General features: G+C 64.5%; 31 protein-coding genes and 1 pseudogene. 15 read left to right on the top strand and 17 right to left on the bottom strand.

Annotation, left to right across the window (positions count from 1 at the left end; all coding sequences use genetic code 11):
• Positions 1-34 precede the first annotated feature (34 nt).
• Positions 35-1,000 (bottom strand): tripartite tricarboxylate transporter substrate binding protein, encoded by a 966-nt coding sequence (locus ABNX08_RS42225; RefSeq protein WP_349606814.1) that lies wholly within the window; start codon positions 998-1,000, stop codon positions 35-37.
• 167 nt (positions 1,001-1,167) lie between these two features.
• On the opposite strand from ABNX08_RS42225, the gene ABNX08_RS42220 reads away from it, so the two are divergent.
• Positions 1,168-2,085 carry a LysR family transcriptional regulator gene (locus tag ABNX08_RS42220; protein WP_349606817.1) on the top strand — a complete coding sequence of 306 codons (918 nt, stop codon included), beginning with the start codon at positions 1,168-1,170 and terminating at the stop codon, positions 2,083-2,085.
• A 196-nt stretch (positions 2,086-2,281) separates the two neighbouring features.
• Here the strand turns inward: ABNX08_RS42220 and ABNX08_RS42215 are convergent, their stop codons facing one another.
• Positions 2,282-2,584 (bottom strand): CoA transferase, encoded by a 303-nt coding sequence (locus tag ABNX08_RS42215; RefSeq protein ID WP_374063772.1) that lies wholly within the window; start codon positions 2,582-2,584, stop codon positions 2,282-2,284.
• 34 nt (positions 2,585-2,618) lie between these two features.
• Between ABNX08_RS42215 and ABNX08_RS42210 the strand changes: the two genes are divergently transcribed.
• Complete coding sequence (locus ABNX08_RS42210) at positions 2,619-2,960, top strand: hypothetical protein (protein ID WP_022540481.1); 342 nt, start codon at positions 2,619-2,621, stop codon at positions 2,958-2,960.
• Between the two features lie 83 nt (positions 2,961-3,043).
• Here ABNX08_RS42210 and ABNX08_RS42205 read toward each other — a convergent pair whose 3' ends face one another.
• Positions 3,044-4,051, bottom strand: coding sequence for a LysR family transcriptional regulator (locus tag ABNX08_RS42205; RefSeq protein ID WP_349606820.1), 1,008 nt, complete (start codon positions 4,049-4,051; stop codon positions 3,044-3,046).
• A 171-nt stretch (positions 4,052-4,222) separates the two neighbouring features.
• Here ABNX08_RS42205 and ABNX08_RS42200 point away from each other — a divergent pair, with 171 nt between their 5' ends.
• From ABNX08_RS42200 to ABNX08_RS42190, 3 genes are read left to right on the top strand one after another with little or no spacing between them, the layout of a single operon-like run.
• Positions 4,223-5,224, top strand: coding sequence for a tripartite tricarboxylate transporter substrate binding protein (locus ABNX08_RS42200; protein WP_349606822.1), 1,002 nt, complete (start codon positions 4,223-4,225; stop codon positions 5,222-5,224).
• Between the two features lie 21 nt (positions 5,225-5,245).
• Positions 5,246-6,748 carry a M81 family metallopeptidase gene (locus ABNX08_RS42195; protein ID WP_349606824.1) on the top strand — a complete coding sequence of 501 codons (1,503 nt, stop codon included), beginning with the start codon at positions 5,246-5,248 and terminating at the stop codon, positions 6,746-6,748.
• A 32-nt stretch (positions 6,749-6,780) separates the two neighbouring features.
• Positions 6,781-7,770, top strand: a complete 990-nt coding sequence (locus ABNX08_RS42190; RefSeq protein ID WP_349606826.1) for a tripartite tricarboxylate transporter substrate-binding protein — start codon at positions 6,781-6,783, stop codon at positions 7,768-7,770.
• A 319-nt stretch (positions 7,771-8,089) separates the two neighbouring features.
• Here ABNX08_RS42190 and ABNX08_RS42185 read toward each other — a convergent pair whose 3' ends face one another.
• Complete coding sequence (locus ABNX08_RS42185) at positions 8,090-8,293, bottom strand: cold-shock protein (RefSeq protein WP_022540476.1); 204 nt, start codon at positions 8,291-8,293, stop codon at positions 8,090-8,092.
• 476 nt (positions 8,294-8,769) lie between these two features.
• Between ABNX08_RS42185 and ABNX08_RS42180 the strand changes: the two genes are divergently transcribed.
• The 3 genes from ABNX08_RS42180 to ABNX08_RS42170 all read left to right on the top strand — a co-directional run bounded on the left by ABNX08_RS42180 (position 8,770) and on the right by ABNX08_RS42170 (position 11,227).
• The gene (locus ABNX08_RS42180) at positions 8,770-9,201 is read left to right on the top strand and encodes a GNAT family N-acetyltransferase (protein ID WP_349606828.1); all 432 of its coding nucleotides are present in this window, start codon (positions 8,770-8,772) and stop codon (positions 9,199-9,201) included.
• 546 nt (positions 9,202-9,747) lie between these two features.
• Complete coding sequence (locus ABNX08_RS42175; protein ID WP_349606830.1) at positions 9,748-10,968, top strand: aldehyde dehydrogenase family protein; 1,221 nt, start codon at positions 9,748-9,750, stop codon at positions 10,966-10,968.
• Complete coding sequence (locus tag ABNX08_RS42170) at positions 10,913-11,227, top strand: aldehyde dehydrogenase family protein (RefSeq protein WP_349606832.1); 315 nt, start codon at positions 10,913-10,915, stop codon at positions 11,225-11,227. The genes ABNX08_RS42175 and ABNX08_RS42170 overlap by 56 nt, the downstream gene beginning before the upstream one ends.
• Before the next feature lie 300 nt (positions 11,228-11,527).
• Here ABNX08_RS42170 and ABNX08_RS42165 read toward each other — a convergent pair whose 3' ends face one another.
• From ABNX08_RS42165 to ABNX08_RS42135, 7 genes are all read right to left on the bottom strand, one after another.
• A complete protein-coding gene (locus tag ABNX08_RS42165; RefSeq protein ID WP_349606834.1) occupies positions 11,528-12,316 on the bottom strand; it encodes a GntR family transcriptional regulator in 789 nt (262 codons plus the stop codon).
• Positions 12,317-12,424: 108 nt separating this feature from the next.
• The gene (locus tag ABNX08_RS42160) at positions 12,425-13,279 is read right to left on the bottom strand and encodes an oxaloacetate decarboxylase (RefSeq protein WP_022540474.1); all 855 of its coding nucleotides are present in this window, start codon (positions 13,277-13,279) and stop codon (positions 12,425-12,427) included.
• Positions 13,276-13,806 (bottom strand): 3-isopropylmalate dehydratase small subunit, encoded by a 531-nt coding sequence (locus tag ABNX08_RS42155; protein ID WP_022540473.1) that lies wholly within the window; start codon positions 13,804-13,806, stop codon positions 13,276-13,278. The genes ABNX08_RS42160 and ABNX08_RS42155 overlap by 4 nt, the downstream gene beginning before the upstream one ends.
• Positions 13,803-15,101: a 3-isopropylmalate dehydratase large subunit gene (locus tag ABNX08_RS42150; protein WP_349606836.1), complete on the bottom strand. Its 1,299-nt coding sequence runs from the start codon at positions 15,099-15,101 to the stop codon at positions 13,803-13,805. The genes ABNX08_RS42155 and ABNX08_RS42150 overlap by 4 nt, the downstream gene beginning before the upstream one ends.
• Positions 15,098-16,066 (bottom strand): tripartite tricarboxylate transporter substrate binding protein, encoded by a 969-nt coding sequence (locus ABNX08_RS42145; RefSeq protein WP_349606838.1) that lies wholly within the window; start codon positions 16,064-16,066, stop codon positions 15,098-15,100. Before ABNX08_RS42145 ends, ABNX08_RS42150 begins: the two co-directional genes overlap by 4 nt.
• Before the next feature lie 316 nt (positions 16,067-16,382).
• Entirely contained in the window at positions 16,383-16,553 is a 171-nt protein-coding gene (locus tag ABNX08_RS42140; RefSeq protein WP_349606846.1) for a hypothetical protein, read from the bottom strand.
• Between the two features lie 101 nt (positions 16,554-16,654).
• Entirely contained in the window at positions 16,655-17,251 is a 597-nt protein-coding gene (locus ABNX08_RS42135; protein ID WP_349606840.1) for a CoA-transferase, read from the bottom strand.
• Between the two features lie 17 nt (positions 17,252-17,268).
• On the opposite strand from ABNX08_RS42135, the gene ABNX08_RS42130 reads away from it, so the two are divergent.
• The 3 genes from ABNX08_RS42130 to ABNX08_RS42120 all read left to right on the top strand — a co-directional run bounded on the left by ABNX08_RS42130 (position 17,269) and on the right by ABNX08_RS42120 (position 20,150).
• Entirely contained in the window at positions 17,269-17,556 is a 288-nt protein-coding gene (locus ABNX08_RS42130; protein WP_374063771.1) for a DUF5372 family protein, read from the top strand.
• A 52-nt stretch (positions 17,557-17,608) separates the two neighbouring features.
• Complete coding sequence (locus ABNX08_RS42125) at positions 17,609-17,941, top strand: DUF6788 family protein (RefSeq protein WP_349609875.1); 333 nt, start codon at positions 17,609-17,611, stop codon at positions 17,939-17,941.
• Between the two features lie 136 nt (positions 17,942-18,077).
• Positions 18,078-20,150: a recombinase family protein gene (locus ABNX08_RS42120; RefSeq protein WP_374063770.1), complete on the top strand. Its 2,073-nt coding sequence runs from the start codon at positions 18,078-18,080 to the stop codon at positions 20,148-20,150.
• Between the two features lie 8 nt (positions 20,151-20,158).
• Here the strand turns inward: ABNX08_RS42120 and ABNX08_RS42115 are convergent, their stop codons facing one another.
• From ABNX08_RS42115 to ABNX08_RS42105, 3 genes are read right to left on the bottom strand one after another with little or no spacing between them, the layout of a single operon-like run.
• Positions 20,159-20,290, bottom strand: coding sequence for a hypothetical protein (locus ABNX08_RS42115; RefSeq protein ID WP_349608157.1), 132 nt, complete (start codon positions 20,288-20,290; stop codon positions 20,159-20,161).
• Entirely contained in the window at positions 20,280-20,957 is a 678-nt protein-coding gene (locus tag ABNX08_RS42110; RefSeq protein ID WP_349608151.1) for a 3-oxoacid CoA-transferase subunit A, read from the bottom strand. The genes ABNX08_RS42115 and ABNX08_RS42110 overlap by 11 nt, the downstream gene beginning before the upstream one ends.
• A gap of 46 nt (positions 20,958-21,003) precedes the next feature.
• The gene (locus tag ABNX08_RS42105; protein ID WP_041682435.1) at positions 21,004-21,969 is read right to left on the bottom strand and encodes a tripartite tricarboxylate transporter substrate binding protein; all 966 of its coding nucleotides are present in this window, start codon (positions 21,967-21,969) and stop codon (positions 21,004-21,006) included.
• Positions 21,970-22,252: 283 nt separating this feature from the next.
• On the opposite strand from ABNX08_RS42105, the pseudogene ABNX08_RS42100 reads away from it, so the two are divergent.
• Positions 22,253-22,447, top strand: a pseudogene (locus ABNX08_RS42100) (acetyl-CoA carboxylase biotin carboxyl carrier protein subunit); the annotation flags it as partial.
• A 47-nt stretch (positions 22,448-22,494) separates the two neighbouring features.
• Here ABNX08_RS42100 and ABNX08_RS42095 read toward each other — a convergent pair.
• Positions 22,495-23,073 (bottom strand): hypothetical protein, encoded by a 579-nt coding sequence (locus ABNX08_RS42095; RefSeq protein WP_349608149.1) that lies wholly within the window; start codon positions 23,071-23,073, stop codon positions 22,495-22,497.
• Between the two features lie 47 nt (positions 23,074-23,120).
• Between ABNX08_RS42095 and ABNX08_RS42090 the strand changes: the two genes are divergently transcribed.
• The 3 genes from ABNX08_RS42090 to ABNX08_RS42080 all read left to right on the top strand — a co-directional run bounded on the left by ABNX08_RS42090 (position 23,121) and on the right by ABNX08_RS42080 (position 24,111).
• A complete protein-coding gene (locus ABNX08_RS42090; protein ID WP_349608148.1) occupies positions 23,121-23,354 on the top strand; it encodes a hypothetical protein in 234 nt (77 codons plus the stop codon).
• 83 nt (positions 23,355-23,437) lie between these two features.
• On the top strand, positions 23,438-23,695 hold the full coding sequence (locus ABNX08_RS42085) for a type II toxin-antitoxin system Phd/YefM family antitoxin (RefSeq protein ID WP_349608146.1): 258 nt from the start codon (positions 23,438-23,440) through the stop codon (positions 23,693-23,695).
• A gap of 5 nt (positions 23,696-23,700) precedes the next feature.
• Entirely contained in the window at positions 23,701-24,111 is a 411-nt protein-coding gene (locus ABNX08_RS42080) for a type II toxin-antitoxin system VapC family toxin (RefSeq protein ID WP_349608144.1), read from the top strand.
• 553 nt (positions 24,112-24,664) lie between these two features.
• Here the strand turns inward: ABNX08_RS42080 and ABNX08_RS42075 are convergent.
• Both ABNX08_RS42075 and ABNX08_RS42070 read right to left on the bottom strand, forming a co-directional pair.
• The gene (locus ABNX08_RS42075) at positions 24,665-25,111 is read right to left on the bottom strand and encodes a nuclear transport factor 2 family protein (protein WP_349608142.1); all 447 of its coding nucleotides are present in this window, start codon (positions 25,109-25,111) and stop codon (positions 24,665-24,667) included.
• A 71-nt stretch (positions 25,112-25,182) separates the two neighbouring features.
• A complete protein-coding gene (locus ABNX08_RS42070) occupies positions 25,183-26,301 on the bottom strand; it encodes an NAD(P)-dependent alcohol dehydrogenase (protein WP_022540460.1) in 1,119 nt (372 codons plus the stop codon).
• Positions 26,302-26,304: the final 3 nt, after the last annotated feature.

The raw sequence follows: 26,304 nt of genomic DNA, 5'->3' as shown, positions 1-26,304 counted from the left end.
TGTCTCCTTGATCGAACCGAAGCGGGGAGCCCCGTCACTGCAATTGGATGCCCGGGTGGCTTGCCACGCCGCGCCACAACGCGAGTTCCTTGTTCAACTCCTGACCGAAGGCGGCTGGCGTGAGCCGGACAGAATCGGCGCCTTCCTGCACCAGTCGGGCCTTGACCGGATCGGCAGCGGCGGCTTCATTGACCGCGCGATTGAGTGCGTCGATGACCGGTGCCGGTGTTCGGGCTGGCGCGAGCACGCCCCACCAGGTGGTGATGTCGAGACCCGGGACGCCAGCCTCGGCGATCGTCGGCACATTGGGGAACAGCGGCGAGCGCTTCGTGCTGGTGACCGCCAGCACTGACACCTTGCCACCCCGTACGTAGGGCAGGATGGTCGGCACGGTGGCGAAGAAAAGATCGATGCGTCCGGCCAGCAATTCGACCGTGGCCGGACCACTGCCCTTGAAGGGCACATGCGTCATCGTAAGGCTGGCCTTCTGACGGAACATTTCGCCTGCCAGGTGGTTAATGCTGCCATTGCCAGCCGAGCAGAAATTCAGGCCATCGGGTCGTGCCTTCGCAGCCGAAATCAACTGCGTTACGTTCTGCACGCCAAGTTGTTTGGAGGTCACGACCAGTAGCGGCCCGCGGCCGATCATGGCGACCGGGGTGAAGGACTTGACCGGGTCATATGGGAGCCTGGCTTCGACGGCAGCGTTGGTGGCGAAGGTCGACGTGGCGAACAGCAGCGTGTAGCCGTCCGGTTTGGCCTTGGCCACGATGTCAGCACCCAGCGCACCGCCAGCGCCGCCACGGTTATCGATGACCACCGGCTGGTGAAGGCGATCCGACATGTTCTTTGCGATGTCACGCGCGATGCTGTCGGTGCCGCCGCCTGCCGCGAATGGGACGACCAGTGTAATCGGCCGGGAAGGGTAGGCGGGCTCGGCCCCCGCCAGCAGCGGGAATGCCGCCAGCGCGGCCAGCGCACCGCGAATGGATATGGACATGCGTGTGTCTCCGTTATTTTGGTTGCGTGCCGGCCATGCATCGCTTCCACGGGTAGCGTGGCAGCGCGGGTATTCCGACGGGCCGCACGCCTGCCTGAGCGGCAATGATCGGGCGGACGGAATTTGCTGTAAAGTGCAAATATCCTATCGATTGATGCCGAAATCGAATGAATTTTGATCTCGCAGACTTGCGTGCATTTGTGACTGTTGCGGACCTTGGCAGCTTCTGGGCGGCCTCGGCGACGCTGCATATTTCCCAGCCGGCACTCTCACGCAGGGTGGACAAGCTGGAGCAAGCGCTGGGGTTTCGCTTGCTTGAGCGCACCACGCGCAAGGTGGAGCTCAACGCCATGGGCAGAAACTTTATCCCCAAGGCCCGGCACGTCCTGAACGAGCTTGAGAGCGCGTTGCTTGGCATGACTGACTTGTCTGACCGCCTTCGTGGACAGGTTTCCGTGGCCTGCATTCCTTCCGCCATCGGTAATTTTTTGGCGGATGTCGTCAGGAAGTTTCACCATGCGTACCCGCGTATCCACGTCCGATTGCTGGACGAGACCGCCTCCGAGATCCTGCTGGCCGTGGGGCGCTCGGAGGCGGACTTTGGCGTCAGTTACCTGGGAACACAGGAGCCGGATCTGGAGTTCGAGCCGCTGCTTGAGGAGCCATTCGTCCTGGCGTGCCGGCCGGACCATCCTCTGGCGCAGAGGCGTCAGGTCACCTGGGCCGAGCTGGCCGAGTATGAATGCGTGACGCTTGCGCCGGGCAGCGGCAATCGCATGCTGATCGATCAGGGCTTATCGGCCATCGCAGCGCGGCCGGCGTGGACCTGCGAAGTCCGCCATGTACCGGCGCTGGTGAGCCTGATCGAAGCGGGCATTGGTATCGGCGCCGTGCCCGCTTACGCGGTGCCTGGCAACCATCCGGCCGGTTTGGTCGGCGTCCCGCTGGTCGAGCCAGAGATTGTTCGCACCATAGGTATCACGAGGCTTCGTGGCCGGCCGCTGGCGCCTGCCGCACAGGCATTCCACGATTTGTTGGTTGCCTCCTACGGCCGACCCGCGCAAAAACGTTCGCGGAAAAAATAGCGATAGTCGAGTTTTCTTTCCGCACGATGGTGGTTGCGGCCGTGACCGCGCCACCGCGAAGTCCGCTTCTGACTGTTGCGCTACAGATTGATGCGGGCTACATCAAGGCGCTGCGGCAGCTAGGTGGTACGCGATGGATTCCGGTGGTCGCTTCCGAGCTAATTTGGCCGGAGACGCCTCATACCCATGCGCATGCCTACGCAGTCGGGCACAAGCCCATCCAGGGGCTACGCACCGAGGCATGCAGCACGTCATGCCGGCTCAGGATGTCCTGCCATTGCGCGGTTGTGCGCGTGGCGATCTTCTCCGTCACCTGCTGGTTCAGCAGCGCGGCGTGGGCCATGCGCGCGGCATTGTCGGCAAAGCGCGGGTCTTCCAGCCAGTCGGCACGGTCCAGCGCGTGGCAGAGCTTGGCGAACTGCGCATTGTTCAGCGCCAGCAACGTCACGCTGCCGCGTCCGCACGAGTTCTTTACGAAGAACTGAATGACTTGAATCAAGACTTCTCAAGAGATTTGAGAATTCTCAGGATCCATGAGAACTGATGAGAAGAGGTTGCCAGATCTTTGGCACTTTGCCCGTCCGGAACTGGCGAACGCGTATCTGCGTGCATTCGATTTGAAGCTATCCGCAGCTCGCGGATTGTTCGCTCTCCGAGGGATGGGCAAGACCGAGTTCCTGCGCCGCGACTTGATGCCGGCTGCTGTTGAGCACGGCTACCTCACAGCCTACACGAACCTATGGGGCAACCGTACTTCGCCTGAAACCGCGCTTGTGTCGGCGCACTTCGCGTTGCAGGCGTGGCTTCTGCCGGAGGCGCATATCACGCTGCGCCAGCAGGTCGAAGCCCGCGTTCCGGCAACGCGGCCTGCCTGAGCTTCGGCGGTGCGTCGAGATCGATTTGGGCAGCACCTCGCGGTTCGCTAGCTAGCCGCTGTGCCAGCGGCCAGGCTGCTCGCTCAGGGCTTTCCGATGCCCGCGGCGGCCACAGCGCGCGCGGCCAGCAGTGGAACGGGCGCGTTCACGGCGCTGTCGCCTGCACGGCGCATGACGAAATCCCGGAACAGGCGCGCCGGCGTGCGCGGCGTGAGTTCACTGTTCCAAACGGCGACCACCGGCTCCACGTGGCTTTCCAGTTCAAAGCGAAGCACCTTTGCCACCTTGGCGAGCGTGAGCTGTGCGGCGATGCGCTCGGGAAACACGGCGAGGAAATGTCCCGCCTGCAGCAGGCTGGCCGTCGCCGCCACGTCGCTGGTGCGGATGCCGCCTTCCGGCGGTGCGGCGCCCAGGGCATGAAATGCCGTATGAAGCAGATGCAGCATGCGCGAGCCGGTCGCTGGAATACACCACTGCTGAATCGACAGCTCCTGCGCAGTGATTTTGCGACGGGCCAGCAGCGGATGGTCCGGGCTGCAGACGATCACCACTTTCTGGGCCGCCACCACCGGCGCCGTGCGCAGCGTGCGCAGCGACAGGCGCGGATCGTCATAGGCAAACAGCAGGTCCAGCGAACCGTCGACCAGTTGCTCGGTCAGGTCGGCGATGCCGCCTTCGATCACGCTGATCTCCACGCGCGGATGGTCACGGTAGAAGTCGCTCATCGCCTGCGCCAGGAAGGGTTGCACGGACATGGTCCGGAACGCGATGCGCAACTGGCCCTTGCTGCCGGTGCGCACGGCGTGCAGCGACTCGGCCAGCCGCTCGAGCTGCGCCAGCAAGACCCCGGCGTGTGCGGCCATCTCCTGGCCGGACTCGGTCAGGCGCAGGCCGCGGCGGCCGCGCTCGAACAGGGGCATGCCGACGATGTCCTCGATCTCCGCCAGCGTCTTGGACACTGCCGCTGGACTGACGTGGAAGCGCGCGGCGACGGCTGCGGCGGTCTGCATTTCGCTCAGCGCCAGGATGATGCGCAAGTGGCGCAGCTTGAGGCGGCTCAGCAAGGTGTGCGCAGGATCTGCGGAGGTCATGGCGTTGCGGTCATGCGGTGGGGAGATGCCCATTCTACAAGTTAACCATTTGCTCAACTATTTAATATTTAAATTCGCTTTTGGTATCGATGCAGCTCCCCTATAGTCGGCGCATCACCTGCCATTCCATATGTAAACACGAGGCAAGCAGACCTTGGAGGAGAGATATCGATGATGACAATGAGCGGATTTGCCGCGGTGCTGCGCGGCGCGCTTGCCGGCGCGATTTCCGGCGCATTGCTGGTGACGGCTACCGGTGCCAACGCGGCTGCCGCGTGGCCGGACCGGCCGCTGCGCCTGGTGGTGCCATTCCCTGCCGGCGGCTCGTACGACATCGTCGGCCGCGCCCTGGCACGCAAGCTGGAGCAGCGGCTGGGGCAGTCCGTGGTGGTGGAGAACATCGCCGGCGGCGCAACCGTGCCGGGCGTGTCGTCCGTGCTGAAGGATAAGCCTGACGGCAACACGCTGCTGCTTGCCAGCGACGGCACGCTCAACATCAATCCGCACACGATCAAGGGCCTGCGCTACGACCCCGATACCGACCTGGTGCCGGTCACCATCGTCAATACCGTGCCGCACTGGATCATCACTCGCGCCGATCGCAAGGAGGCGACTCTCGCCGAACTCAAGGCGCATATCCAGCGCAACCCGGGCAAAGTCTCGATCAGCGTCAACGCGGTGGCCGGTGCCGCCCACCTCGGCCTGGCCGACTGGAAACGCCGCAACCGGCTCGACTTCACCATCGTGCCTTACCGCGGCTCGCCCCCGGCAATGTCGGACCTGATCGGCGGCCAGACCTATGCGCACGTCGACGTGATCGGCTCCTCCGTCACCTACGTCAAGGACGGCAAGGCCAAGCCGCTGGCCACGCTGCAGGCAGAGCCAGTGGCCCAGCTCCCGAATCTCGAAACGCAGAAGGCGGGTGGCGCGGACGCGCTGCAGGTGCGGGCCAATCTCGCGCTGGTAGTCAAGGCCGGCACGCCGGACGCAATCATCGAGCGGCTCTACAGAGAGGTAAAGGCCAGCGTGCAGGAACCGGATTTCATCGCCCGCCTGCAGACGCTTGCCTATGAGCCGGTATTGACCCCGCCGGCGCAGGCGCGCCGCTTCCTGCATACGGAGACGACCCGCTACGGCGCCATTGCGCGCGCGGTCGACCTCGAAGCCAACTGATTCTTACGCCGGAGCTTGTTCATGCGTTTTGTCATTGCCCTGATGCGGCATGAAACCAATACTTTCTCGCCAATTGCCACGCCGTTGCGCGCCTTCAACCGCGGCAGCAGCACCGATGGCCCGCTCTATGGCGACGACGCGGTGCGTGCATGCCAGGGGACCAACAGCGCCGCCGCGGCCTTCATAGATATCGCGCAGCGCCAGGGCGATGAGTCCGTCATGCCGCTGATGGCTAACGCCGTCCCCAGCGGCATCGTGACCGCGGAGGCGTTCGAGTCGATGGCCGGCACCATCGTCGAGGCGGTGCGCGCCGGCTGCGATGCGGTCATGCTCGACCTCCACGGTGCCATGGTGGCCGAGGGCTTCCCCGATGCGGAAGGTGAACTGCTGGCGCGCATCCGCGCCGTCGCCCCGCAGGTGCCGATCGCGGTGGCGCTGGATTTCCACGCCAACTTCAGCGATGCCCTGGTTGGCAACGCCACCGTGATTGCCGGCTATTGCACCTATCCGCACGTGGACGTCTACGAGACCGGAGCGCGCGCGGCCCGCACGTTAATGGCGGCGCTGCGCGGCGAAGCCAAGCCGGTACTGCTTTGGCGGACGCTGCCGATGCTTACCCACATGCTGCGCCAGACCCCGCGCGCGCAACCGATGAAGGACATCATGGATCGCGCGATGGCGGCCGAGCGCGATGGCGAGGTACTCAATGCTTCAGTGTTCGGCGGCTTTCCGCTGGCCGATATTCCACATACGGGCCTGGCCGTGGTGATCGTGGCTGATGGGGACCGGATGGACACTGGCCAGCGCCTGCTCGACGAACTCTGTGGTATGGCCTGGGAGCGCCGCGCCGACTTTGTCTTTCCGTTCGAACCCATGCAAACGTCCGTCGCTCGAGCCCGGGAGCTCGCGCACTGGCCGGTGGTGCTGGTCGACCACGGCGACAACTGCGGCGCGGGTGGGCCGACCGACGAGATGACAGTGCTGAGGGAGGTGCTGCGCCAGGGGCTCGACGGGGTGGTCGCCGGCCCGTTCTGGGATCCGGCGGCCGTGGCGGAACTGGTAGCCGCGGGCGTTGGCCAGACCGTCACGCTGGATGTCGGTGGTAAGACCGACATGCCGGCGCTCGGCCTCAAGGGCACGCCGCTGCGGCTTACGGGCTGCGTAAAGTGCATCACCGACGGCAACTACCAGGTGACCGGCCCGATGTTCACGGGCATGAAGCTGAGCCTGGGCCGCACCGTCGTGCTGGATGTTGGGGGTACGCTGGTCGTGGTCTGCGAGAAGCCACAGGAGCCGTTCGATAGCGGCGTGTTCACGCACGCGGGCATTGATCTATCGCGCCGCAAGTACATCCTGATCAAGTCGCGCCAGCACTTTCGCGCCGGATTCGAGCCGATCGCCAAGGAGATCGTCCTGGTGGCCGGCCCCGGGGTCTGCAGCTCGGACTACAGCCAGTTCCCGTTCCGCAACTTGCGCCGTCCGATCTACCCGCTGGAGCCGCATACCACCGCGAAGCACGCGTGAACGTATCGCCACGCCACCCACGGAGACACCCCATGCCATATCAAACCACCTTGAGGCGGTTGGCAACCGCGCTGGCGCTTGCCTGCGGCGGCGCCTCCTTGCATGCCACCGCTGCTACAACCGCGGAGACGCCCACGCGCATCGTTATCGGATTTGCGCCCGGTGGCGCGCTGGATATTTTTGCGCGCACGCTTGGCGAGAAGCTGCGCGTATCGCTTGGCACGCCGGTCCTGGTCGAGAACCGGCCCGGGGCTTCGGCGCGTCTGGCGCTGGAGAACGTCAGGCGCGCTGCGCCGGACGGCAAGACGGTGCTGATCTCGCCGGCACCGCCGTTCACCATCTTTCCGCTCACCTATAAGCGCCTGCCTTACGACCCGGATAAGGACTTCGTTCCCGTTGCCTACCTGGCCGATGTGCCGCTGGTGGCTTCCACCAGCGTCAACCAGCCATACCGGACCATGCAGGAATACCTGGCCTGGGTGAAGCGCGAGCCCGGCAAGGGCGGCGTTGGGCTGGTCACCTTGGGCGGCAGTATCCATTTCGGCGTGTTGTCGCTCAGCAAGGCTATCGGCGTGCCGCTGTTGCCTACCGCCTATCGAGGCGCCGTGATGATGCTGACCGACGAGATCGGTGGCACGCTGCCGCTCGGCATCGATGCGGTGGCGGGTCAGATGGAACTGTACCGGGCAGGCAAGATCCGCTTCCTCGGCGTGACCGGTACCCGGCGCAGCGCACTGCTGCCGGAAGTGCCGACGCTTGCTGAGGCCGGCGCACCGGGCTTCGAGACCGCATCGGGCTGGTATTCGGCATTTTTACCGGCCGGAACGCCGCCCGCCACCGTCGCCAGGATCGAGAAGGCCATGTTGGAGGCGATCAAAGACCCAGTGGTGCGCGACAAGATGGCCGCGCTAGGGATGGAAATGAACGGCCAGTCCGGCGCAGCGCTGCGCAAGCTCATCCTGGACCAGCGTGCGCAATGGAGACCTGTGGTCGAGGCGTCCGGGTTTACTGCGAGCGACTGAATGTGGGTGAATAGAGCGGGCCCCGGCTCATTCGGGTTCGCGCACCCGCGACGGCCGCCCTGCCGGCATGATCCGGAGGAACCACGGTGTTGGGCGAGGCAGGTGCGAGGGCCGTAAGCGAACGGTCCCTTTTGCATCGGCCTGGGAGGCCAAACGGAGGCGAGAAAGAATCGCCTTCGTGACTAAAAAGTACGCTGGACAGCGCCAACGACTATTCCCAAGGTCTAGTGGGAAGCGGAGGAAGCGGCGAGCCGGAAACAACATAGCCCTTCGCCGTGACGAAGGGCGTTTGTATTTGTACTACTGGAGCCGCGATGGCCTATAGCTTGCGAATCTTTGATGCTTGTGGGCCTTTCTGGCCTTGCGTGGCTTCGAACTCTACTTTCGCACCTTCCTCGAGCGACTTGAACCCGGTACCTTGGATTTCCGAGTGATGCGCGAACAGGTCTTTGCCGCCGTCATCCGGCGTAATAAAGCCATAGCCCTTCTCATTGTTAAACCACTTCACGATACCTGTTGCCATCTCATCCTCGAAGCCAAAAGCATGCAGACTTGCATGCAAGAAAAATTGTCAAGACTCGCTGAGCCCCGGTGCAAGCTTCGCTGCCGGTAGCTGCTCGTGCCGTTAGCATATCGCGCCGTCTCCCTGACGCCAAGCAACCCCTCGCTAGGGTTTACCTTTGGCGATGGGCAGCGAGTCGCGAGGGCGGGATGCTGGTGGGGTCTGATAGCCGCCACTCATTCAGCCATGTTTGTGCTGGACCAAGAACTTCGCATGACTGCCTCAGGTGAAATTAAAAATTTTCACATCAGAATTAAATCACTTGATATTGCCTGGCACTGGACACGGCGCACGGAATAGTGAAGGCAGGCATTATGTTTGAAACGGTGCCACTCATACCGTTAGCCGATGGTATGCCTCGAACTCTTGCGACACACTGCTTGTAGAACATCGTTGCATGTGCGTCGGGAGTCGAGAAAAAGAAAATGATAAAGGATATGAGACTCCGCGCGGCCGGGGCGTCAGACATCCAAGCCATCTCACAGGTGCTCCGTTCCTGCGGTTTGCCTGGCAGCGATGTGGACCCGTCGGCCCGTCTCTACAGTCTGGGTCTCCTGGGTGAGAAGGTAATCGGCTGCGCCTGCGGCGAAAAATATGGCGAGATAGTCATCATCCAGGCCGTTGCGGTTCTAAGTGAGTACCGAGGCCACCAGGTAGCCACCCATCTTCTCGGGGCCATCTTGATGCGTGCCCGCGCCAGTGGCTGCACCAGGGCTGCAGTGCTCACGTCCGACCATCCCACGTTCTTCGCCCGCTTCGGCTTTACGCTTACGGCCTTGAACGACATGCCACAGGAAATGCAGTTGTCGAAGGAATTCCTTCGACGCTTTGGTGCGAGGACGCATTACATGTGCCGTCGACTCGACTGAACCCTCGGTCATTAGGACTATCTCAAACCGCGGTACGGTGCAATTGGGAGAGCCTACCCTGAGCGTGTTACGAAACGCCAAGTATCCATCCTTCGAGGGCCGCGCGTTCGCGCTCCTCGAGTGTCAACGGCGGATTTCCGGATCCATCTTCGGGTGGTCGATCCCGATGCGCCTGGCGCGTACTTGGCGGGTATTAATGTGACGGCGCGACCTCCACCACTCAGTGGACCCAATGCGGACGATTACCCACCCCCAAGCCGCGGAGCTGAGCGCCAGAACTGAGCGCCTGAATACGGACAACAAGAAGCATGGCTTGGCCCGCCCGGCGATTCCCGGGCGGGCCATTTTTCTTGCCAACGGGTGTTGGCGCCGCCACGCAGCGAAATACGACGTCTTCAGATAACTGAATGAGCAAAACGGTATTAGACGCCGGGAAAACCGCGTCCCTATACTCCCTCCACTGATTTGCCATGACGCAAGCGACGCCGGTACGCCATGCAGAACGCCCGGCCTCGCCGACAAATACAAGATAACGAGGAGACAACAGTGGTCCAGACGTATCACTTGCATGTGGCCGGGCGTCGCATCCCACCGGCCAGCGGCCGTATGCTGCAAAGCACCAATCCTTTCACGTCCCAGGTCTGGGCCGAGATCCCCGATGCCAGTGCCGAAGACGTAGCCGCCGCGGTGGCAGCCGCCAATCGCGCCTTCCGTGAAGTCTGGCGGGATACGCCGGGCGTCCGGCGCGCCGAGATGATGCTGAAGCTGGCCACGCTGATCGAAAGCCAGGCAGCCCGCTTGTCGCGCATCGAAAGCACCGACAACGGCAAGATCGTGCGGGAAACCCGCCCGCAGATGCTGTGGGTCGGCCGCCAGTTGCGCTACTTCGCGGGCTATGCCGACAAGCTATTCGGCCAGCATGTGCCGCTAGATCAGCCGAACACGCTTGACTACCTCTCGCTCGAGCCCTTTGCCGTGGTGGCGCTGATCACGGCGTGGAATTCGCCGCTGGCGTTGCTGGCCAACAAGCTCGCCCCGCCGCTTGCCGCCGGCAACTGCGTGGTGGTCAAGCCGTCCGAGCATGCGTCGGCATCGACGCTGGAGTTTGCCGCGCTGGTGGAGGAAGCCGGCTTCCCGCCGGGCGTGTTCAACGTAGTGACCGGCGGCGCCGAAACCGGGCGGGCGCTGGTGGAGGATCCCGGCGTCGCGCTGGTGAGCTTTACCGGCAGCCCGCAGGTCGGGCGCGAGATTGCCGCCATGGCCGGGCGCCGGCTGGTGCCCGTCAAGCTGGAGCTTGGCGGCAAGTCGCCGAACATCATCTTTGACGATGCCGACCTGGACAAGGCCGTGGTCGGCGCACTGGCCGGCATCTTTGGCGCCACCGGCCAGACCTGCGTCGCCGGTTCGCGGCTGCTGGTGCAGCGGGGGGTGCTGGACCAGGTGGTGCCGCGCCTGGCGGAGCGCGCGCGCAATATCCGTATGGGCGATCCGCTCGATCCCGCCACCGAAATGGGCACCGTCGCCAACGAACCGCAGTTCCGCCGCATCCTGGCCGCCATCGAGCAGGCCAGGGAGGCCGGTGCGCGGCTGGTCACCGGCGGGCGCCGTGCCGAAGGCGCCGGGCTGGGGCAGGGCTATTTCATCGAGCCGACCATTTTTACCGACGTCGACAACGGCAGCCAACTCGCACAGGAAGAGATCTTCGGGCCCCGTGCTGGCGATCATCCCGTTCGATACCGAAGACGAGGCCGTACAGTTGGCCAATGACAGCCGCTACGGGCTCGCCGCCGGCCTGTGGTCGCGCGATCTCTCGTGCGTCATGCGCGTGTCGCGGCAGCTGCAATGCGGCTCGGTCTGGGTCAACACCTATCGCGCCATCGCCGCCCAGGCACCCTTCGGGGGCTTCAAGGAGTCCGGCATCGGCCGTGAACGCGGCGAGGCCGGCTTGCGCGAATACCTGACCACCCGCAATGTGATGATCGATTTCTCCGACGAGGTGCGCGATCCTTTCGCGATCCGCACCTGACCCCCGCCGCAAGGAGAACCCCCATGAAGACCAAGCAAGGCGAAGCCCCGCAAGCGGGGCCCCGCGAGATCAGCCGGCGTCAGGCCCTGGCGCTGTGCGGCGGCGCCCTGGCGCTGGCGGCCGGTGCCGTGCCGTTCGCGTCAAGGGCCACGGGCACTTACCCGTCGGGACCGATCAGGCTGGTGGTGCCGTTTCCGCCAGGCGGATCCGTCGACACCGTCGCGCGCACCCTCGGACCCCAGCTGCAGGAGCAGCTCGGCCAGCCGGTCGTGATCGAGAACCGCCCGGGCGCCAGCAGCGTCAGGCGCCCGGCTCGGTCGTATTGGAAGCATCGGCATCGATCCAGACGCGCGTGGACGCGCCCACGCGCGACAAGCGCATCTGGTACGTGTAACGCTCCGGGTGATAGAGGCCGACCAGGAACTGCACGGGCCTGCCATGCCGGTCCGAGACGACGCGCGACACACGCAACAGCGGCACGCCGGGGGCGATGCGCAGGATGCGCGCCACGTCGAGGTCGGCCACGGCGGCACCGAGGGTCTGGTCGGCAGAGACAACTTCCACCCCATGCCGCTCCAGCGCCACGAGCATTGGCGTGTCCTGCAAAGTATGGCGATCGAGCGCGCCGGCCAGCTCGCCGGGAACGAACACCTCGGTATAGGCAATCGGCTGCGCCTTGAACTTGCGCACGCGCACCACCTTGAGCACGGGCGCCCCGGGGGCCAGGCCCAGCGCTGCACTGACGGCCGGCGGCGCCGGCATTCGCTTCCATTCGAGCACGGTCACGCGCGTGCGCATGCTGACACTGACGATGTTGTCGAGCAGTCCGCTGCGCACGGAGGCGGCCGGTGCATCGTGCCGGAAGGTCGGCACCGTGCCCTTGCCCCGCAGCCGGGCGACCAGGCCCTCCTCCTGCAATCGCGCCAGCGCCGAGCGTACCGTCACGCGCGCCACGCCGAATTCTTCGGCAAGTTGCCGCTCCCCGGGCAAGGGCATCCCCGTTTCGTAGAAGCCGCTCCGGATGCGGTCGCGCAGGATCAGGCGGACCTGCTGGAAGCGGGGCAGGTCGGGATTGGCGTCGAGTGACATGGGCGGATGGGGCGACCTGCGGCCTTGTGCGGCCTTGGGCGGCCATGCCGCCACGGTACGCCCTCGGTGCCTCGGCGACAAGTGCTACCGGGGCCGAGTTCAGGCGGCCTATTCGTATCGCTTGCCCAGCGCCAGCATCTGCGGCGTGCCGATCATCTCGTTGAGCGCCTGGAATGACAGCATCCGATCCAGGTACGGCGTGGTGGTGCCGTGCGAGGCCAGGCTTTGCAGGTAGTCACGCAGCGCGAAGCTCAGGGCCCGCACGGTCCCGCCGGGGAAGATCACGATGCGGAAGCCGATTTCCTCCAGCTCCGGCGCGGGCAGCACGGGCGTCTTGCCCCCTTCGACCATATTGGCCAGCAGCGGCGCGCGGCCGCCCAGCCGCGCGATGGCGGCGCTCATGTCATCGCGGCTGCGCAGTGCTTCCACAAACAAAACGTCGGCGCCGGCCTCGGCATAGCGCTCGGCGCGTTCGAGCGCCGCCTCCATACCCTCCACGGCCACGGCGTCGGTGCGTGCGATGACCAGTGTGTTCGCATCACGGCGAGCGTCGCAGGCTGCGCGGATCTTGCCCGCCATCTCGGTTGCGGCAATCACTGACTTGCCGTCGAGGTGCCCGCAGCGCTTCGGCATCGCCTGGTCTTCGAGCTGGATTGCCGATGCCCCGGCGCGCTCCAGCACGCGTACGGTCTGCATCACGTTGAGCGCGTTGCCGAAACCGGTATCGGCATCGACGATCAACGGCAGCGCCACGCGTTCACGGATATTGCGGGTGACGGACGCCACGTCGTCGAGCGACAGGAAGCCGATGTCCGGCCGACCGAAGCGCGTATAGGCGAGGCTGGCGCCCGACAGGTAGGCGGCCTGGAATCCGGCCTGCTCGACCAGCAGGGCCGAAAAGGCGTCGTAGACGCCCGGTGCGGTAACGATGCCGGGTTGTTGCAGGCGTTGCTTCAGCGTCATGATGTGGTTTCGGTCACGGAGAGTTGGCCTGTCGCGATCTTGCGCATCAGGTGCGGCACGAGTCCGCCGTCGCGGATCATAGCCACCAGGTGTGGCGGAATCGGCTCGCATTGTAGCGGCGAATGGTCTTCGACGATGACCTGCGCTGTGCCGATGTCGCAGCCGACGCGCCGGCCGGTGGCCATCCGCGGCAGCGCGGGGCACGTTAGCAGGGGCAGGCCCAGGTTGAAGCCATTGCGATAAAACAGGCCGGCGAACGAGGGCGCCACGACGGCGGCAACGCCGAGATGGCGCAGCACCTCCACGGCCTGCTCGCGCGAGGATCCCGCGCCAAAGTTGCGCCCGCCGAACACGATGTCGCCGGGCTGCACCGCGGTGGCGAAGGAGGGATCGACCTGTTCCATGCAATGGCGGGCGATCTCGTCGATGCCGAACTTCATGTAGGCGCCTGGCGCGAGCAGGTCGGTATTGATGTCGTCGCCAAATACCCAGGCGCGACCGGTATATTGCGCAGTGCGTTGATTCACGCCAGCCTCTCCCGTGGATCGGCGATTCGGCCCGCAATCGCCGACGCGGCCACCGTGTAGGGCGAGCCCAGGTAGACCTGCGACGATGCGGCGCCCATGCGCCCCTTGAAATTGCGTGCCGTGGCGCTGATCACCACGGTGTCTTCGCCAAAGCGGTGTTCGCCGTAACCGGCGCAGGCGCCGCACGCGTTCGGCAGCAGTTCGGCCCCGGCGTCCAGCAGTGCGCCGAGCGTGCCTTCCTGCGCGGCTTGCGCCTGGTCAGCGGCGCTTGCCGGCGCCACCAGCAGCCGGGTATTGCGTGCCACGCGCTGGCCGCGCAACACCTCGGCCGCCATGCGCAGGTCTTCGAGCTTGGCGCCCGTGCAGGCGCCGATATAGGCGATATCGACCGCCACGTTGCCGAGGGTATCGACGTCGCAGGCATCGGCAGGCGTACCGGGCCGCGACACCTGCGGCGCCAGCGACGCGGCGTCGAAGTCGTGCGTGGCGAGGCAGGCGGCATCGGCATCGGACTGCCAGGCATCGATATCGATGGACGCTGCGTCGACGCCCGCTGCCAGCAGCCAGTCGCGTGTGACCGAGTCAGGAGGGACCAGTCCGACCTGCGCGCCCAGCTCGGCGGTCATGTTCGCCAGCGTCATCCGTTCCTGCATCGACAATGCCGACACCGCGGCACCCGTGTACTCCACGGCCTGGTACTGGCCGCCGTCCATGCCGAACTGCGTGCACATACGCAGCATCATGTCCTTGGCCGACACGCCGGCGCGCAGCTGGCCGTGCCATTGCATGCGGATGGTCTGCGGCACCCGCACCCAGATCTCGCCGGTCACCAGCACGCCTAGCATCTCGGTGGCGCCGATGCCAAACATGTAGACGCCGAACGCGCCGCCCGTCGACGAATGGCTGTCGCCGCCCACGGCGAACATGCCGGGACGCAGGTAGCCTTTCTGCGGCACCACCACGTGGCAGATGCCTTCCATGTCGTGGAAGCGCGCCACGCCGGTGTCCCTGACCCAGTCGCGCGCGATCTGGACGATCTTGCGGCTGTCCTGGTCATGGGCCGGCACGTAGTGATCGGTCACCACCACGACCTTGGCCGGATCCCATACTTTGGCGCCGATTTTTTGCAGCAGCGGCTGCACGCGGCGCGGGCCGCCCGAATCGTGCATCATCGCCAGGTCCACGCGACAATTGATGATCTCGCCCGGCGTGACCTGGTCGCGGCCGGCCGCGCGGGCCAGCAGCTTCTGCGCCAGTGTCTGTGCCGACGTCTGTGCCAGCTTCTGCGCCATCATTCCACCCGCGTGCCCGATGCCTGGATGACCTTGGCCCAGTGCTGGATATCCTTGCGCACGAACTGCGCGAACGCCTGCGGCGTCATGCTCACCGCGGTGGCGGCCTCGGTTTCCATCCGCTGCTTGTAGGCGGGATCTTCCACGGCGATCTTCACGGCACGATAGATCTGGTCGGTGACCGCCTGCGGCAGCCTGGCGGGGCCGAACAGGCCAAACCATGCCGACGACTCGAAGCCCTTCACGGTGCTGCCGACGGCCGGCACGCCCTGAAACTGTGGCAACGGCTCCTTGCTGCTGACGCCGAGGATCTTGAGTGCGCCGGTCCTGGCATGTGGCAGCACGTTGACGGTGCTGGCGAACATCAGGTCCACAGTGCCGCCGAGCAGGTCGGTCAGTGCGGGGTTCGTGCCTTTGTAGGGAATGTTGAGGATGTCGGTGCCGGTCTGCAGCTTGAACTGCTCGCTGGCCAGGTGCAGCGACGACCCCTGCGCACCGATGGCAAAGCTAAGCTTGCCCGGATTGCGCTTCGCGTAGTCGATCAGGCCTGCGGTGGTGTCGAACGGCACGTTCTTGCGCGCCACCAGCACGCTCGGCACGCGCGCGACCATCGAGATCGGCGTGAAGTCCTTGACCGCGTCGAACGGCAGGTTCTTGTAAAGCGACGCGTTGATGGTATGGCCGGTGAAGCTCATTAGCAGCGTGCTGCCGTCCGGGGTGCTGCGCGCCACGAATTGCGCGGCGATATTGCCGCCGGCGCCGGGCTTGTTGTCGACGACAACGGTACGCTGCAGCGTCTCGCCCATCGAACGGGCGATCAGGCGCGCCAGTGCATCGGTGGTGCCGCCGGCGGGGCTGCCGACCACGATTGTGATCGGCTTGTCCGCCGCGGCCTGCGCCACGGGGGCCATCACGGACAGGGCGGCCAGCGCAGTGCTGGCGAGAATCTTTCTTCTGCTGAAGGGCATGTCTGTCTCCACGGCTGTTTCTTCTCCCGAAGGAGTCAGTGGGACTCTATGCCTCGCCGCTGTGCGACTCAATGGAACCGGGTGGTCCTATCGATGGGACCAGTTTGACGGTGCAGGTTCTGTCATTTGCGATAGTCAGGCCACGCAAACGGCACAGACGAAGCGGAGAGCCTACGTCCTGTGGATCCACCGTGTACGAAGTCGCTCTTGGGTGGCCTCGTGCCGCGCATCCGCTTCGTTGTGCAGGTAAGCGCTGGTAGCGATCGAGGCACGTCCAACGTTGTCGAGCACAATCGCAGGTCAACCCGCTGGTCGGTCACGTGCGAGCCGGCGGTGTGGCGCAGCCAGTGGTTCGAGGCACTGGCCAGCACTGCGGCCTGCGTCGCCCATCGTCCTGCTCGACGATGTCGTTCAGGTACTTGACCCGGAGAACGACGATGGGCGTTTCCCGTTTGGTGTTGATGTCGTACATGTAGGTCTCGTCCATGCGCCAGCTCCTTCCCACTGGGCACTTGCGACGACAAACACACTTTGTGCCGTGCCGGCAGTAGCTTCAGCGCCCAGCGATGGGCGATCGGGTGTTGGCCACTAGCACAACACCCGGCACTGCGCCGCCAGTACGAGCGGTGCCGCGCTCAGCGCCGCCACCGTGTCGAAGGGCACTCCCTCGGCCAGGCCAGTGACCAGCAACCCTCCGCCGGGCTGCACGTCGATCACCGCCAGATCGGTGTAGATGCGATGCACCACGCCGATGCCGGTGAGCGGATAACTGCAGCGATCAACGATCTTAGGCTGGCCGTCGTGGGTAACGTGCTCCATCATCACGAAAAGCCTCGGCGCCCCTACCACCAGGTCCATGGCACCGCCTACTGCGGGAATCGCATCGGGGCCGCCGGTCGACCAGTTGGCCAGGTCGCCCGTGGCGGAGACCTGGAAGCCGCCCAGCACCGTGATGTCGATATGGCCGCCGCGCATCATCGCGAAGGACACGGCATGGTCGGAGATGGAAGCGCCCGCCAGCAGCCCGATCGGCGCCTTGCTGGCGTTGATCAGGTCAGGATCGGTTGCGCCCTCGCGGATCATCGGACCCATGCCGAGGATGCCGTTCTCGCTGTGCAGGATGATCTCCCGGTCCGGCGGCAACTGGTCAGACACCAGCGTCGGGACGGTCAGCGCGAACTGCACAAGCGCTCAACGAGCATTTGGGATGGGCTGAGATCCGCCATCCGTTTCATCCGCTCCGGGGCCAGCGTTATCCGGTCCTGAAGACGCGCCGGGTGGCGGGCGTCGACACATTGCTGCTGGGTCATGTCGAGTGCGGCAGCTTCAGCATTGCCCGCGAATGGACCGACTGGGGCGCGCCTGCTGTCGAAGACGATTGCGAGATCCCTGTGTCTCGCTTCGATCTGGGAATGCTGCTGGAGCTGATCGCGTTGATCGATCAGCTTGCCGCTTCGTCCTCCAAGAAGTCATCAACCAAAGGAGCTTGATCAATGCATTTCATTGCCCTACTATCAGACCAGTTTTTAACGTGGTCCGCCAATGGAAGATATTCCGTCGTCAACATTACGCAGGCGTCGCGCGCAATTGCTCAAGCAAATGCCGGCGTTGGACACGCTCTTGCGGGGCTCGCTCATCGAACGCTACAAGCGCTGTGGCAAGCCTGGCTGCAAGTGCGCCGATGGCCCAGGTCATGGCCCCAAGTACTACTTGTCGGTGAGTTTTCCCGGGCGCCGACCACAAATGGACTACGTGCCACAAGCCGATTTCGCCGACGTCACCGAACGCCTGGCGAGCTATCACCGTGTCCGCGAGATCATCGAGGAGATCTGCGAGATCAATCGCGAACTATTACGCCGCCGCGAGGCGCTATAAGGGGCGTCGGTGAGCCAGTCGCCGCTGTCGCTCACCGACTCCATCGACCTGCAATCGGCCGGCGTACTCATCGCCAACATGCTCGAAGCCTGGCTCACCGCAGAGCCCGCGCTGGAGTTGACCGAGGAGGCCGTCGATGAACACCAAGATCACCCCCCAACATCAGAGCAAGCCGGCGTACATCTATATCCGCCAATCGACGCTGGCCCAAGTGCGACACCATCAGGAGAGCACGGAGCGCCAGTATGCGTTGCGCGACAAGGCGCTGGCATTGGGCTGGCCACAAACGTCGATCCGGATCCTGGATCGGGACCTCGGTCAGTCAGGCGCGCAGATGACGGGCCGCGAGGATTTCAAGACGCTGGTGGCGGATGTCTCGATGGGGCACGTGGGCGCCGTGTTTGCGCTGGAGGTCTCGCGCCTGGCGCGCTCGAATCTGGACTGGCATCGCCTGCTCGAGTTGTGCGCGCTCACCGGTACCTTGGTCGTCGACGCCGATGGGTGCTACGACCCGGGCGACTTCAACGACGGCCTGCTGCTGGGCCTCAAAGGCACGATGGCACAGGCCGAATTGCACTTTTTGCGCGGGCGCCTCCAAGGCGGCAAGCTCAACAAGGCGCAGAAGGGTGAGTTGCGCTTTCCACTGCCAGTCGGCTTGTGCTATGACGACGACGGCCGCATCGTCCTGGACCCCGATGACGAGGTACGCGGCGCCGTGCAGTTGGTGTTTCATCTCTTTCGAGAGACCGGCAGCGCATACGCGGTCGTCAAGCGCTTTGCCGAAGGTGGCTTGCGCTTTCCCAAGCGCGCCTATGGCGGCGCTTGGGCGGGCCGGCTCATCTGGGGGCGCCTGAGCCATGAGCGCGTGATCGGCCTGATCAAGAATCCTTCGTATGCGGGCATTTATGTCTTTGGACGGTACCAGTACCGGCAACGCATCACGCCACAGGGAGAGGTCCAAAAGCGCGTGCAGCCGGTACCCAAGGCGGACTGGCGTGTCCATCTGCCCGACCATCACGAAGGGTATATCACCCCGGAGCAATTCGAGCGCAACCAGGCACGCCTGGCGCGCAACCGAACCAACGGCGAAGGTACCGTGCTCAGCGGTGCGGCGCGTGAAGGATTGGCGCTGCTTCAGGGGCTGCTGCTATGTGGCTGCTGCGGTCGGGCGCTGACCGTGCGCTACCAGGGTAACGGTGGCATCTACCCAATGTACTTGTGCAATGCGCAGCGCCGCCAGGGTTTAGCGACCAGAGATTGCATGAGCGTGCGCAGCGACCTGCTCGACAACGCGATCGGCGAAGCAATGCTCGCGGCCCTGCGGCCAGCCGAATTCGAACTCGCCGTGACCGCCCTGAACGAACTCGAGCAGCGGGATCACGCCATCATGCGTCAGTGGCATATGCGCATCGAACGCGCCGAGTATGAAGTCGCTCTTGCCGAGCGTCGCTATCAGGAATGCGATCCCGCCAACCGTCTGGTCACGGGCACCCTCGAGCGGCGCTGGAATGACGCGATGCTTCGCCTCGAAGCGATCAAGACGGAAGCCGCCCAGTTCCAGAGCCAGAAGGCGCGCGTTGCCACACCCGAACAGAAGGCCCAGATCCTCGCACTGGCGCACAATCTGCCGCGCCTCTGGCGTGCTCCGGCGACCCCGGCGAAGGATCGCAAGCGCATGCTGCGACTGCTCATCCGGGACATTACGGTCGAGAAACTGCCCGCAACCAGACAGGTGGTCCTACACGTGCGTTGGCAGGGAGGCACCTGTACCGACACCACCGTGACTTTGCCCAAGCCGGTCGCCGACGCGGTGCGCTATCCCACTGCAACCGTCGAGCACGTGCGCAAACTGTCGCAACATTTGTCCGAGCCACAAATCGTTGCGCACCTTAATCAGGAAGGCCTGCGCAGCCCAACTGGCAAATCGTTCACGCTCTCCATGGTCAAATGGATCCGCTACCGGTACGGGATTGCGGCGACCAACTTCATGCGGCCCGACGAACTCACGGTCCAGCAACTCGCTCACCGACTAGGCATCAGTCCACACGTCGTGTATTACTGGATTGAGCGCCAGGTGGTCCACGCTCGTAAGCTCGACGGGCGGGGCCCATGGTGGATCACGCTGGATCCCGTCAAGGAACAGCAACTGCGGGACTGGGTGCGCACTTCAGGGCATCTTCGGGGGCAACATTCCCACACTCAACTGTGAGAGGTGCATTATGAGATCACCGTCGGCATGCCGATGCCGAGATTGACGCAGCTGCCGTCCGGGATATCGGCGGCCACGATGCGCGCCATGGCATGGCGGCTGAGTCGGAACTGCTGGATCGGCGGCATCTCACGCGGCATGGCGTTCTCCGGTCTGCACCACAGCCTCGACGAAGATGCCAGGCGTCATCACTTGTTCCGGCAGCAGCGTGCCCAGCGGCACGATCTGGTCGACCTGGACGATGGTGTGGCGGGCTGCGGTGCACATCACAGGCCCGAAGTTGCGGCCCGCATAGCGGTAGGTGAGGTTGCCCCAGCGATCCGCGCGATGCGCCTTGACCAGCGCGAAGTCGCCGCGCAGGGGCTGCTCCAGCACGTAGCCCACGCCATCGATCTCACGCGTTTCCTTGCCATCGGCCAGTGCCGTGCCATAGGCGGTTGGCGTGAAGAACGGCCCGAGTCCGGCGCCGGCGGCGCGCATGCGCTCCACCAGCGTGCCCTGCGGCACGCATTCCAGTGCAACCTTGCCGGCGCGGTAGGCTTCGATGAAGGCTTCGGCATTGCTCGAACGCGGATGGGAGCAGACCACCTTGCGTACGCGCCCGGCGCGGATCAGCGCCGCGATGCCCGTGTCGCCGTTGCCGGCATTGTTGTTGACGATGGTGAGTTCGCACGCGCCTTGGGCGAGCAGTGCGTCGAGCAGTGCGCCGGGAATGCCAGAGCCGCCGAAGCCGCTCACCAGCACGGTGGCGCCGTCGGGGATGCAAGCCACTGCCCGCTCCAGTGATGTCACAGTCTTGTCGATCATGTCGCGCGTCTCGTGGCGGTCCGAATAGTCGGCGGGCCGGTGTGGGCTATTGCAGCGGAATGCCGGTGTCCTTGACCACGCGTGCCCAGCGCTCGCGCTCGCTCTTGATGAAGTTGCCGAAGTGCGCGGGCGTATCGCCGCCGGGCACGCCGCCCAGCTCCGCCAGGCGCGATTTGACCTCGGGCTCGGCCAGGATGCCCGACACGGTCTTCTGCAGCCGGTCGATCACGGCCGAAGGCGTGCCGGCTGGAGCCACCAGGCCGAACCATGCGGTCACCTGGAAGTCGTCCAGGCCGGCTTCCTTCATGGTGGGCACATCGGGCAGTTCGGGCACACGGGTGGCACTGGTTACGGCCAGCGCGTGCAGCTTGCCCGACTGGATATGCGGCAGCGAGCTGGGCAGGTTGTCCACCATCATGGTGACCTGGCCGGCGACCAGGTCGGCCACGGCCGGTGCCGCGCCCTTGTAGGGCACATGGATGATGTCAGTGCCAGTGCGCTTGCGGAACAGCTCGCCGGACAGATGGACCGACTGGCCAGTGCCCGACGAGGCAAAGGAAAGCTTGCCGGGCTGGGCCCTGGCCAGCCCCACCAGCTCGGCTACCGTACGCGCCGGCACCTTGGCATTGACCACCAGGACATTGGGCACCGACACCACCATGGTGACCGGCGCAAAGTCCTCCGCGCGGTAGGGCAGCTGCCGGTACAGGCTATAGTTGATCGCATTGGGGCCGATATTGCCCATCATCAGGGTGTAGCCGTCGGCGGCAGACTGCCTGAGCGCCTGCGCGCCGATAATGCCGGCGCCGCCGGCGCGGTTTTCCACCACCACCGGCTGGCCTAGCAGCTCGCCCAGGCGTTTGCCGACCAGGCGCGACGCGATATCCGTGGTGCCGCCCGCGGCAGCCGGCACGATCAGCCGGATCGGCTTGTCGGGGTATGCGGCCAGCGCGGCGCCCGGTGCCGCCATTGCCGCCACGCCAACCGCGCCCGCCAGGCCGGTCGCCACCATTGCCAGCTTGCCGCCCAGCAGCCGCAGCCTGTCGAGGGCCAGTTTCATCGTCGTCTCCTTGTTGGCCACGCCGTGGCGTGCACCGTTCTTGTTCGTTCGCTCTGTTGCCGCGCCACGATACGGTAAGTGGAGCGCGCCGGCATTGGAATTCACGATTCAGAAAAGGACCCTTCGGTCTGACGAAACTCATGCATACGCGGGAGAGCACGGCTTTTGCTGTTGAGGGAAGCCGTTAAGAAGCCCGGGATGTCGGGGGGGGGGCAATGGAGCAAGCTCACCGCGCCAGCCTGGGAAGATCATCGCCGTGAGGGGCGAGGCCGGCAGCACCGTGACGCGCGGGGCACCGTTGCTGGTGATGGAGGCGATGACAATGGAGCACACCATCTGCGCGCCGGCCGACGGCGTCGTCAGTGAAGTGCTGTACGGCATCGGCGAGCAGGTGACAGAGGGTGCCCAGCTCCTGGCGTTCAGTACCTGACAGGCCGGCAAGGAGGCGCAACCTGCATGGGATGGCTTGAGGACGCGTCAGGCGTCAGCCGTGATATCGACGTCGCGGGTCTCGCGGAAAAGCCAGAGCGCGACCAGCGACACGATAGTCCAGCCCAGCGGATACCACAGCCCGGAGAAGACATTCCCCGTCTGCGCCGAGATGGCGAACACAAAGGTTGGCAGGAGTCCGCCGACCCAGCCGGTAGCCAGGTTGTAAGGCACGCCCATTGAGGTATAGCGGATGCGTGTCGGGAACATCTCGGCCGGGGCAGGCCCGATCGTCATCACCGTCAGGATCGAACTGGCGAAGAACAGTACCAGCAGGAGCAGGACCTTCGGCGCGTCGAACGCGTTCGGATCGCTCGTTGCCGGATAGCCGTTCCCGTGCAGCGCCGTGCGCAGTGCCTGCGCCAGCTGATTCGACTGGGCTTTCGCCTGTTCCGGTGCGATGCCGCCGGCATCGTAGGCATTCACGATGTCGTTGCCGATCCGGATTCGCGCGGTCGTGCCAGGCACGGCGTCGACGATCTGGTAGCTTGCGCCAGTGCTGGCCAGGGCCTGCTTGGCCGTATCGCACGACGAGGTGAACTTGCGGTTACCCAGCGGATTGAACATCAGCGAGCATTGCGCACGATCCGCAGCATTGCGGTGTCCCCCTCTGTATGCTGTCCAAGCTGGAGAACGGCAAGGGCGTCAATCTCGAGCACGCCCTGCGTGTGATGGACGGACTGGGTTTGAACTTGTCGTTCCCAAGGCCCATGCGTCTTGGCTCGACCAGTCAGCGGCTCATGCGGTCAAGATCGGCGAGGATCACCGATGCCCTGACCGGCGCGCCGGATGTTACTGGCGATGGTTGCGCGGCGGCGTCACTTCTCACAAAAACAGAGCAGACCTAGGGCGCAGCCTGCACATGCTGGACTTGGCATGGCGTTCCAATTCGTCTAGACTAGTCAGGTAACTAGTCTTTCTTGGGGCGAACATGAAAGCATGGCCAGTCCAAGACGCTAAAGCGCGTTTCAGCGAATTTCTCGATGCCTGCCTGTCCGACGGGCCGCAGATGGTCACCAAGCGCGGGGCGGAGGCGGCTGTGCTGGTGTCCGCGGCAGAATGGCGCCGATTGCATGCGGCGGCCAGGCCGTCGCTGAAGGAACTGTTGCTCGCTGATACGGCCCGAACGGAGTTCCTGGTGCCGCCCCGTGGCGGGGCGCGCCGCCGCCCTATTGAGCCCATCAGCTAACCGCCATGTACCTGTTGGATACCAATGTCATCTCCGAGTTGCGCCGGCCGCGTCCCCATGGCGCGGTGGTCGCTTGGCTGCAGTCGGTCGCGGACGCCGACTTGTTCCTGTCAGCCGTGACCCTGGGTGAGATCCAGGCGGGCATCGAGCTTACGCGGGATCAGGATGGCGCTAAAGCGGACGAGATCGAGCAGTGGGTGGATCTGGTTGCGGACACCTACAATGTGCTGCCGATGGACGCTGAGACCTTTCGCCTGTGGGCGCGCCTGATGCATCGGCGCTCCGACACCTTGTACGAGGACGCGATGATCGCGGCGACGGCCAAGCAGAACCATCTCACCGTCGTGACGCGCAATGTCAGTGATTTCGCGCACTTCGGCGTCGCCCTGCTGAACCCGTTCGAGGCCGCGCGGTGAGCCGCGAGGATCCACCATGACCAACTATCGTTACGAATCGACCCGCGCCCGGCCGCACTGGGTGGCGGCTGGCGGCTGCGCCTGCTCGAGAACGGCGAGGAGGTCGGCGGCGGCGTCTTTGCCGCCGAGGCCGACGCCGATCCGCACGCCGGCATGGCGTGGTTCAATGCGCTGACGGAGCCGGAGCGCGCACAGTGGCTACAACAGGCCCGGCAGTGCCCGGCCCGTTGATGCCTGAGCGGGGCACCTGAACGCCGAAGCCTTCAACGAGGCCGAGGCCAGCGCCCAGGATTGGCTGACGTCGCGGCCGCGGTAGGCAGGGCGCCGCCAGCGCCTTCCTGGCCATGGCGTCACGATTGACGCCCTGGCGGCGGTAGTGGCCCCCCATTGCTGCTGCTGCATGGCTATCCTCAGTCACGCATGGCATGGGCGGCTTCGAAATGCAGCTCATAGGGGCGCGTACAGTCATACACGGCAAAGTCCCCTATCCCCAACATCGCGTGTTTGCGCAGCATGCTGTCAAAGGGAAAACGGCGGCGCCCGATAAAGATAGCTATTGCAGTCCGCGTGGATCGTCGGCATAAGGTGTTTTCACACCCATTGGCATGATGGACCGGTCATAATATTCGGTGCAGCATTTGACGAGCCCGTTTTCGTCAAGGTCGAGAATAATGACAGCGCGGGCTTTGAAAGCGCGATGAGTTGGCTGCATCAGGTTCTCGCCTGCTCCAAGCGACTCTCCATCGAATGTCCCAGTCCCTTCGTAGAGAAGAGTTGCCGTCATGTCGTCGACAAGCACCCGCTCGAGCTCGGCTTTGAAGTCGGGGACTGCAGCGTGCCATTTGCGGTGATGCAGCCGGACGAACTCGCGCCCCTGCCGCGCCAGCCCCCAGGAAGGATCGACATACAGGCCATCCTCGGTGAAAAGGTTAGCAAACGCAACCGAATCAGGTTGCTGGAGTTGGTCAAGCCATCGGGTGGCAATATCGGTAACGTTCATAAGATTTAAGGGGAGGGTAGAGGTATCGACCCGAGCACGCAGGGCAGCGTGCTCAGGAACTGGACAACCACTTAGGGAGTAACGATGGCCTTCAGGACTTCCCCCCGTTCGCTCGCTTTTACCGCCTCGTTTATCTCAGACAGATGGTATTTGCGCAGCAGCCTGTCAAACGGGAAACGTCCCTGGCGCCAGAGTTCGATCAGTTGGGGAATAAAGATGTCAGGGATGCTGTCCCCTTCGATAATGCCCCTTACCGAACGGCCAAAGAGGATCGTGTTGAGATCCAGTGCGATCTCGGTACCTAGTGGGGCGACCCCGATCAATCCGCAGGTACCCGTCAGCCTTAAGCAGTCCACTGCCAGGCGTACCACACGCGGAATCCCCGTGCATTCCAGCGAGTACTGAACCCCTTCACCACCGCTGATTGCCGCAATCTGCGCGATCGTATCGCCATCGGCGCTGTTGATCACATGCGTGGCGCCCAGTTCCTGAGCCAGGGAAAGCCGCTCAGGCACGATGTCGACGGCGATAATGGTGGTGCAGCCGACCACGCGCGCGGCCATGACTGCCGCCAGTCCAACCGAGCCTGCACCGAACACGGCGATGCTTGAGCCTGCGCCAGGCTTCAGCGCATTGATCACCGCACCGGCTCCGGTCTGGATGCCGCAGCCAAGCGGCCCCATCAACTCGATCGGCACGTCCTTGCGCACCTTGACCACGTTGCGCTCCGTCGCCACCGCGTATTCCGCAAACGACGACTGGCCGAAGAAATATCCGCTCAGGCGCCCGCCATGCGCCGAGCAGCACGGCGAGGAACCATCCGGGCGCGCACCCGAGAAGTTCCTGCCATATAGGTCAAGGCAGTACCCATAAAGTCCCTTCTGACAATTCGCGCAGATGCCACAGCTCGCGTAGGTCAGCACGACATGGTCACCGGGCGCGACCTTGGTGACAGTAGCGCCGACCCTTTCCACGACGCCGGCACCCTCGTGGCCCAGCACGGCTGGCAATGGGGTCGGGAAATACTGGTCGCGCACCACCATGTCGGTGTGGCAGACGCCGGTGCCAAGAATCCTGACCAGCACCTCGTTGTCGCGGGGCTCCTCCAGCCCAATCTCCTCAAGCAGGAACGGCCCCGATTTTTCCCGCACGACAGCGGCCATGACAGTCCGCAGTGTTGTTTTCTCCATTAG

Origin of the sequence: Cupriavidus sp. DF5525 (assembly GCF_040149425.2) — a bacterium.
Lineage (GTDB): Bacteria > Pseudomonadota > Gammaproteobacteria > Burkholderiales > Burkholderiaceae > Cupriavidus > Cupriavidus pickettii_A.
Note: the sequence above shows the minus strand (reverse complement) of the source record. Positions and strands in the feature narration are given on the sequence as shown.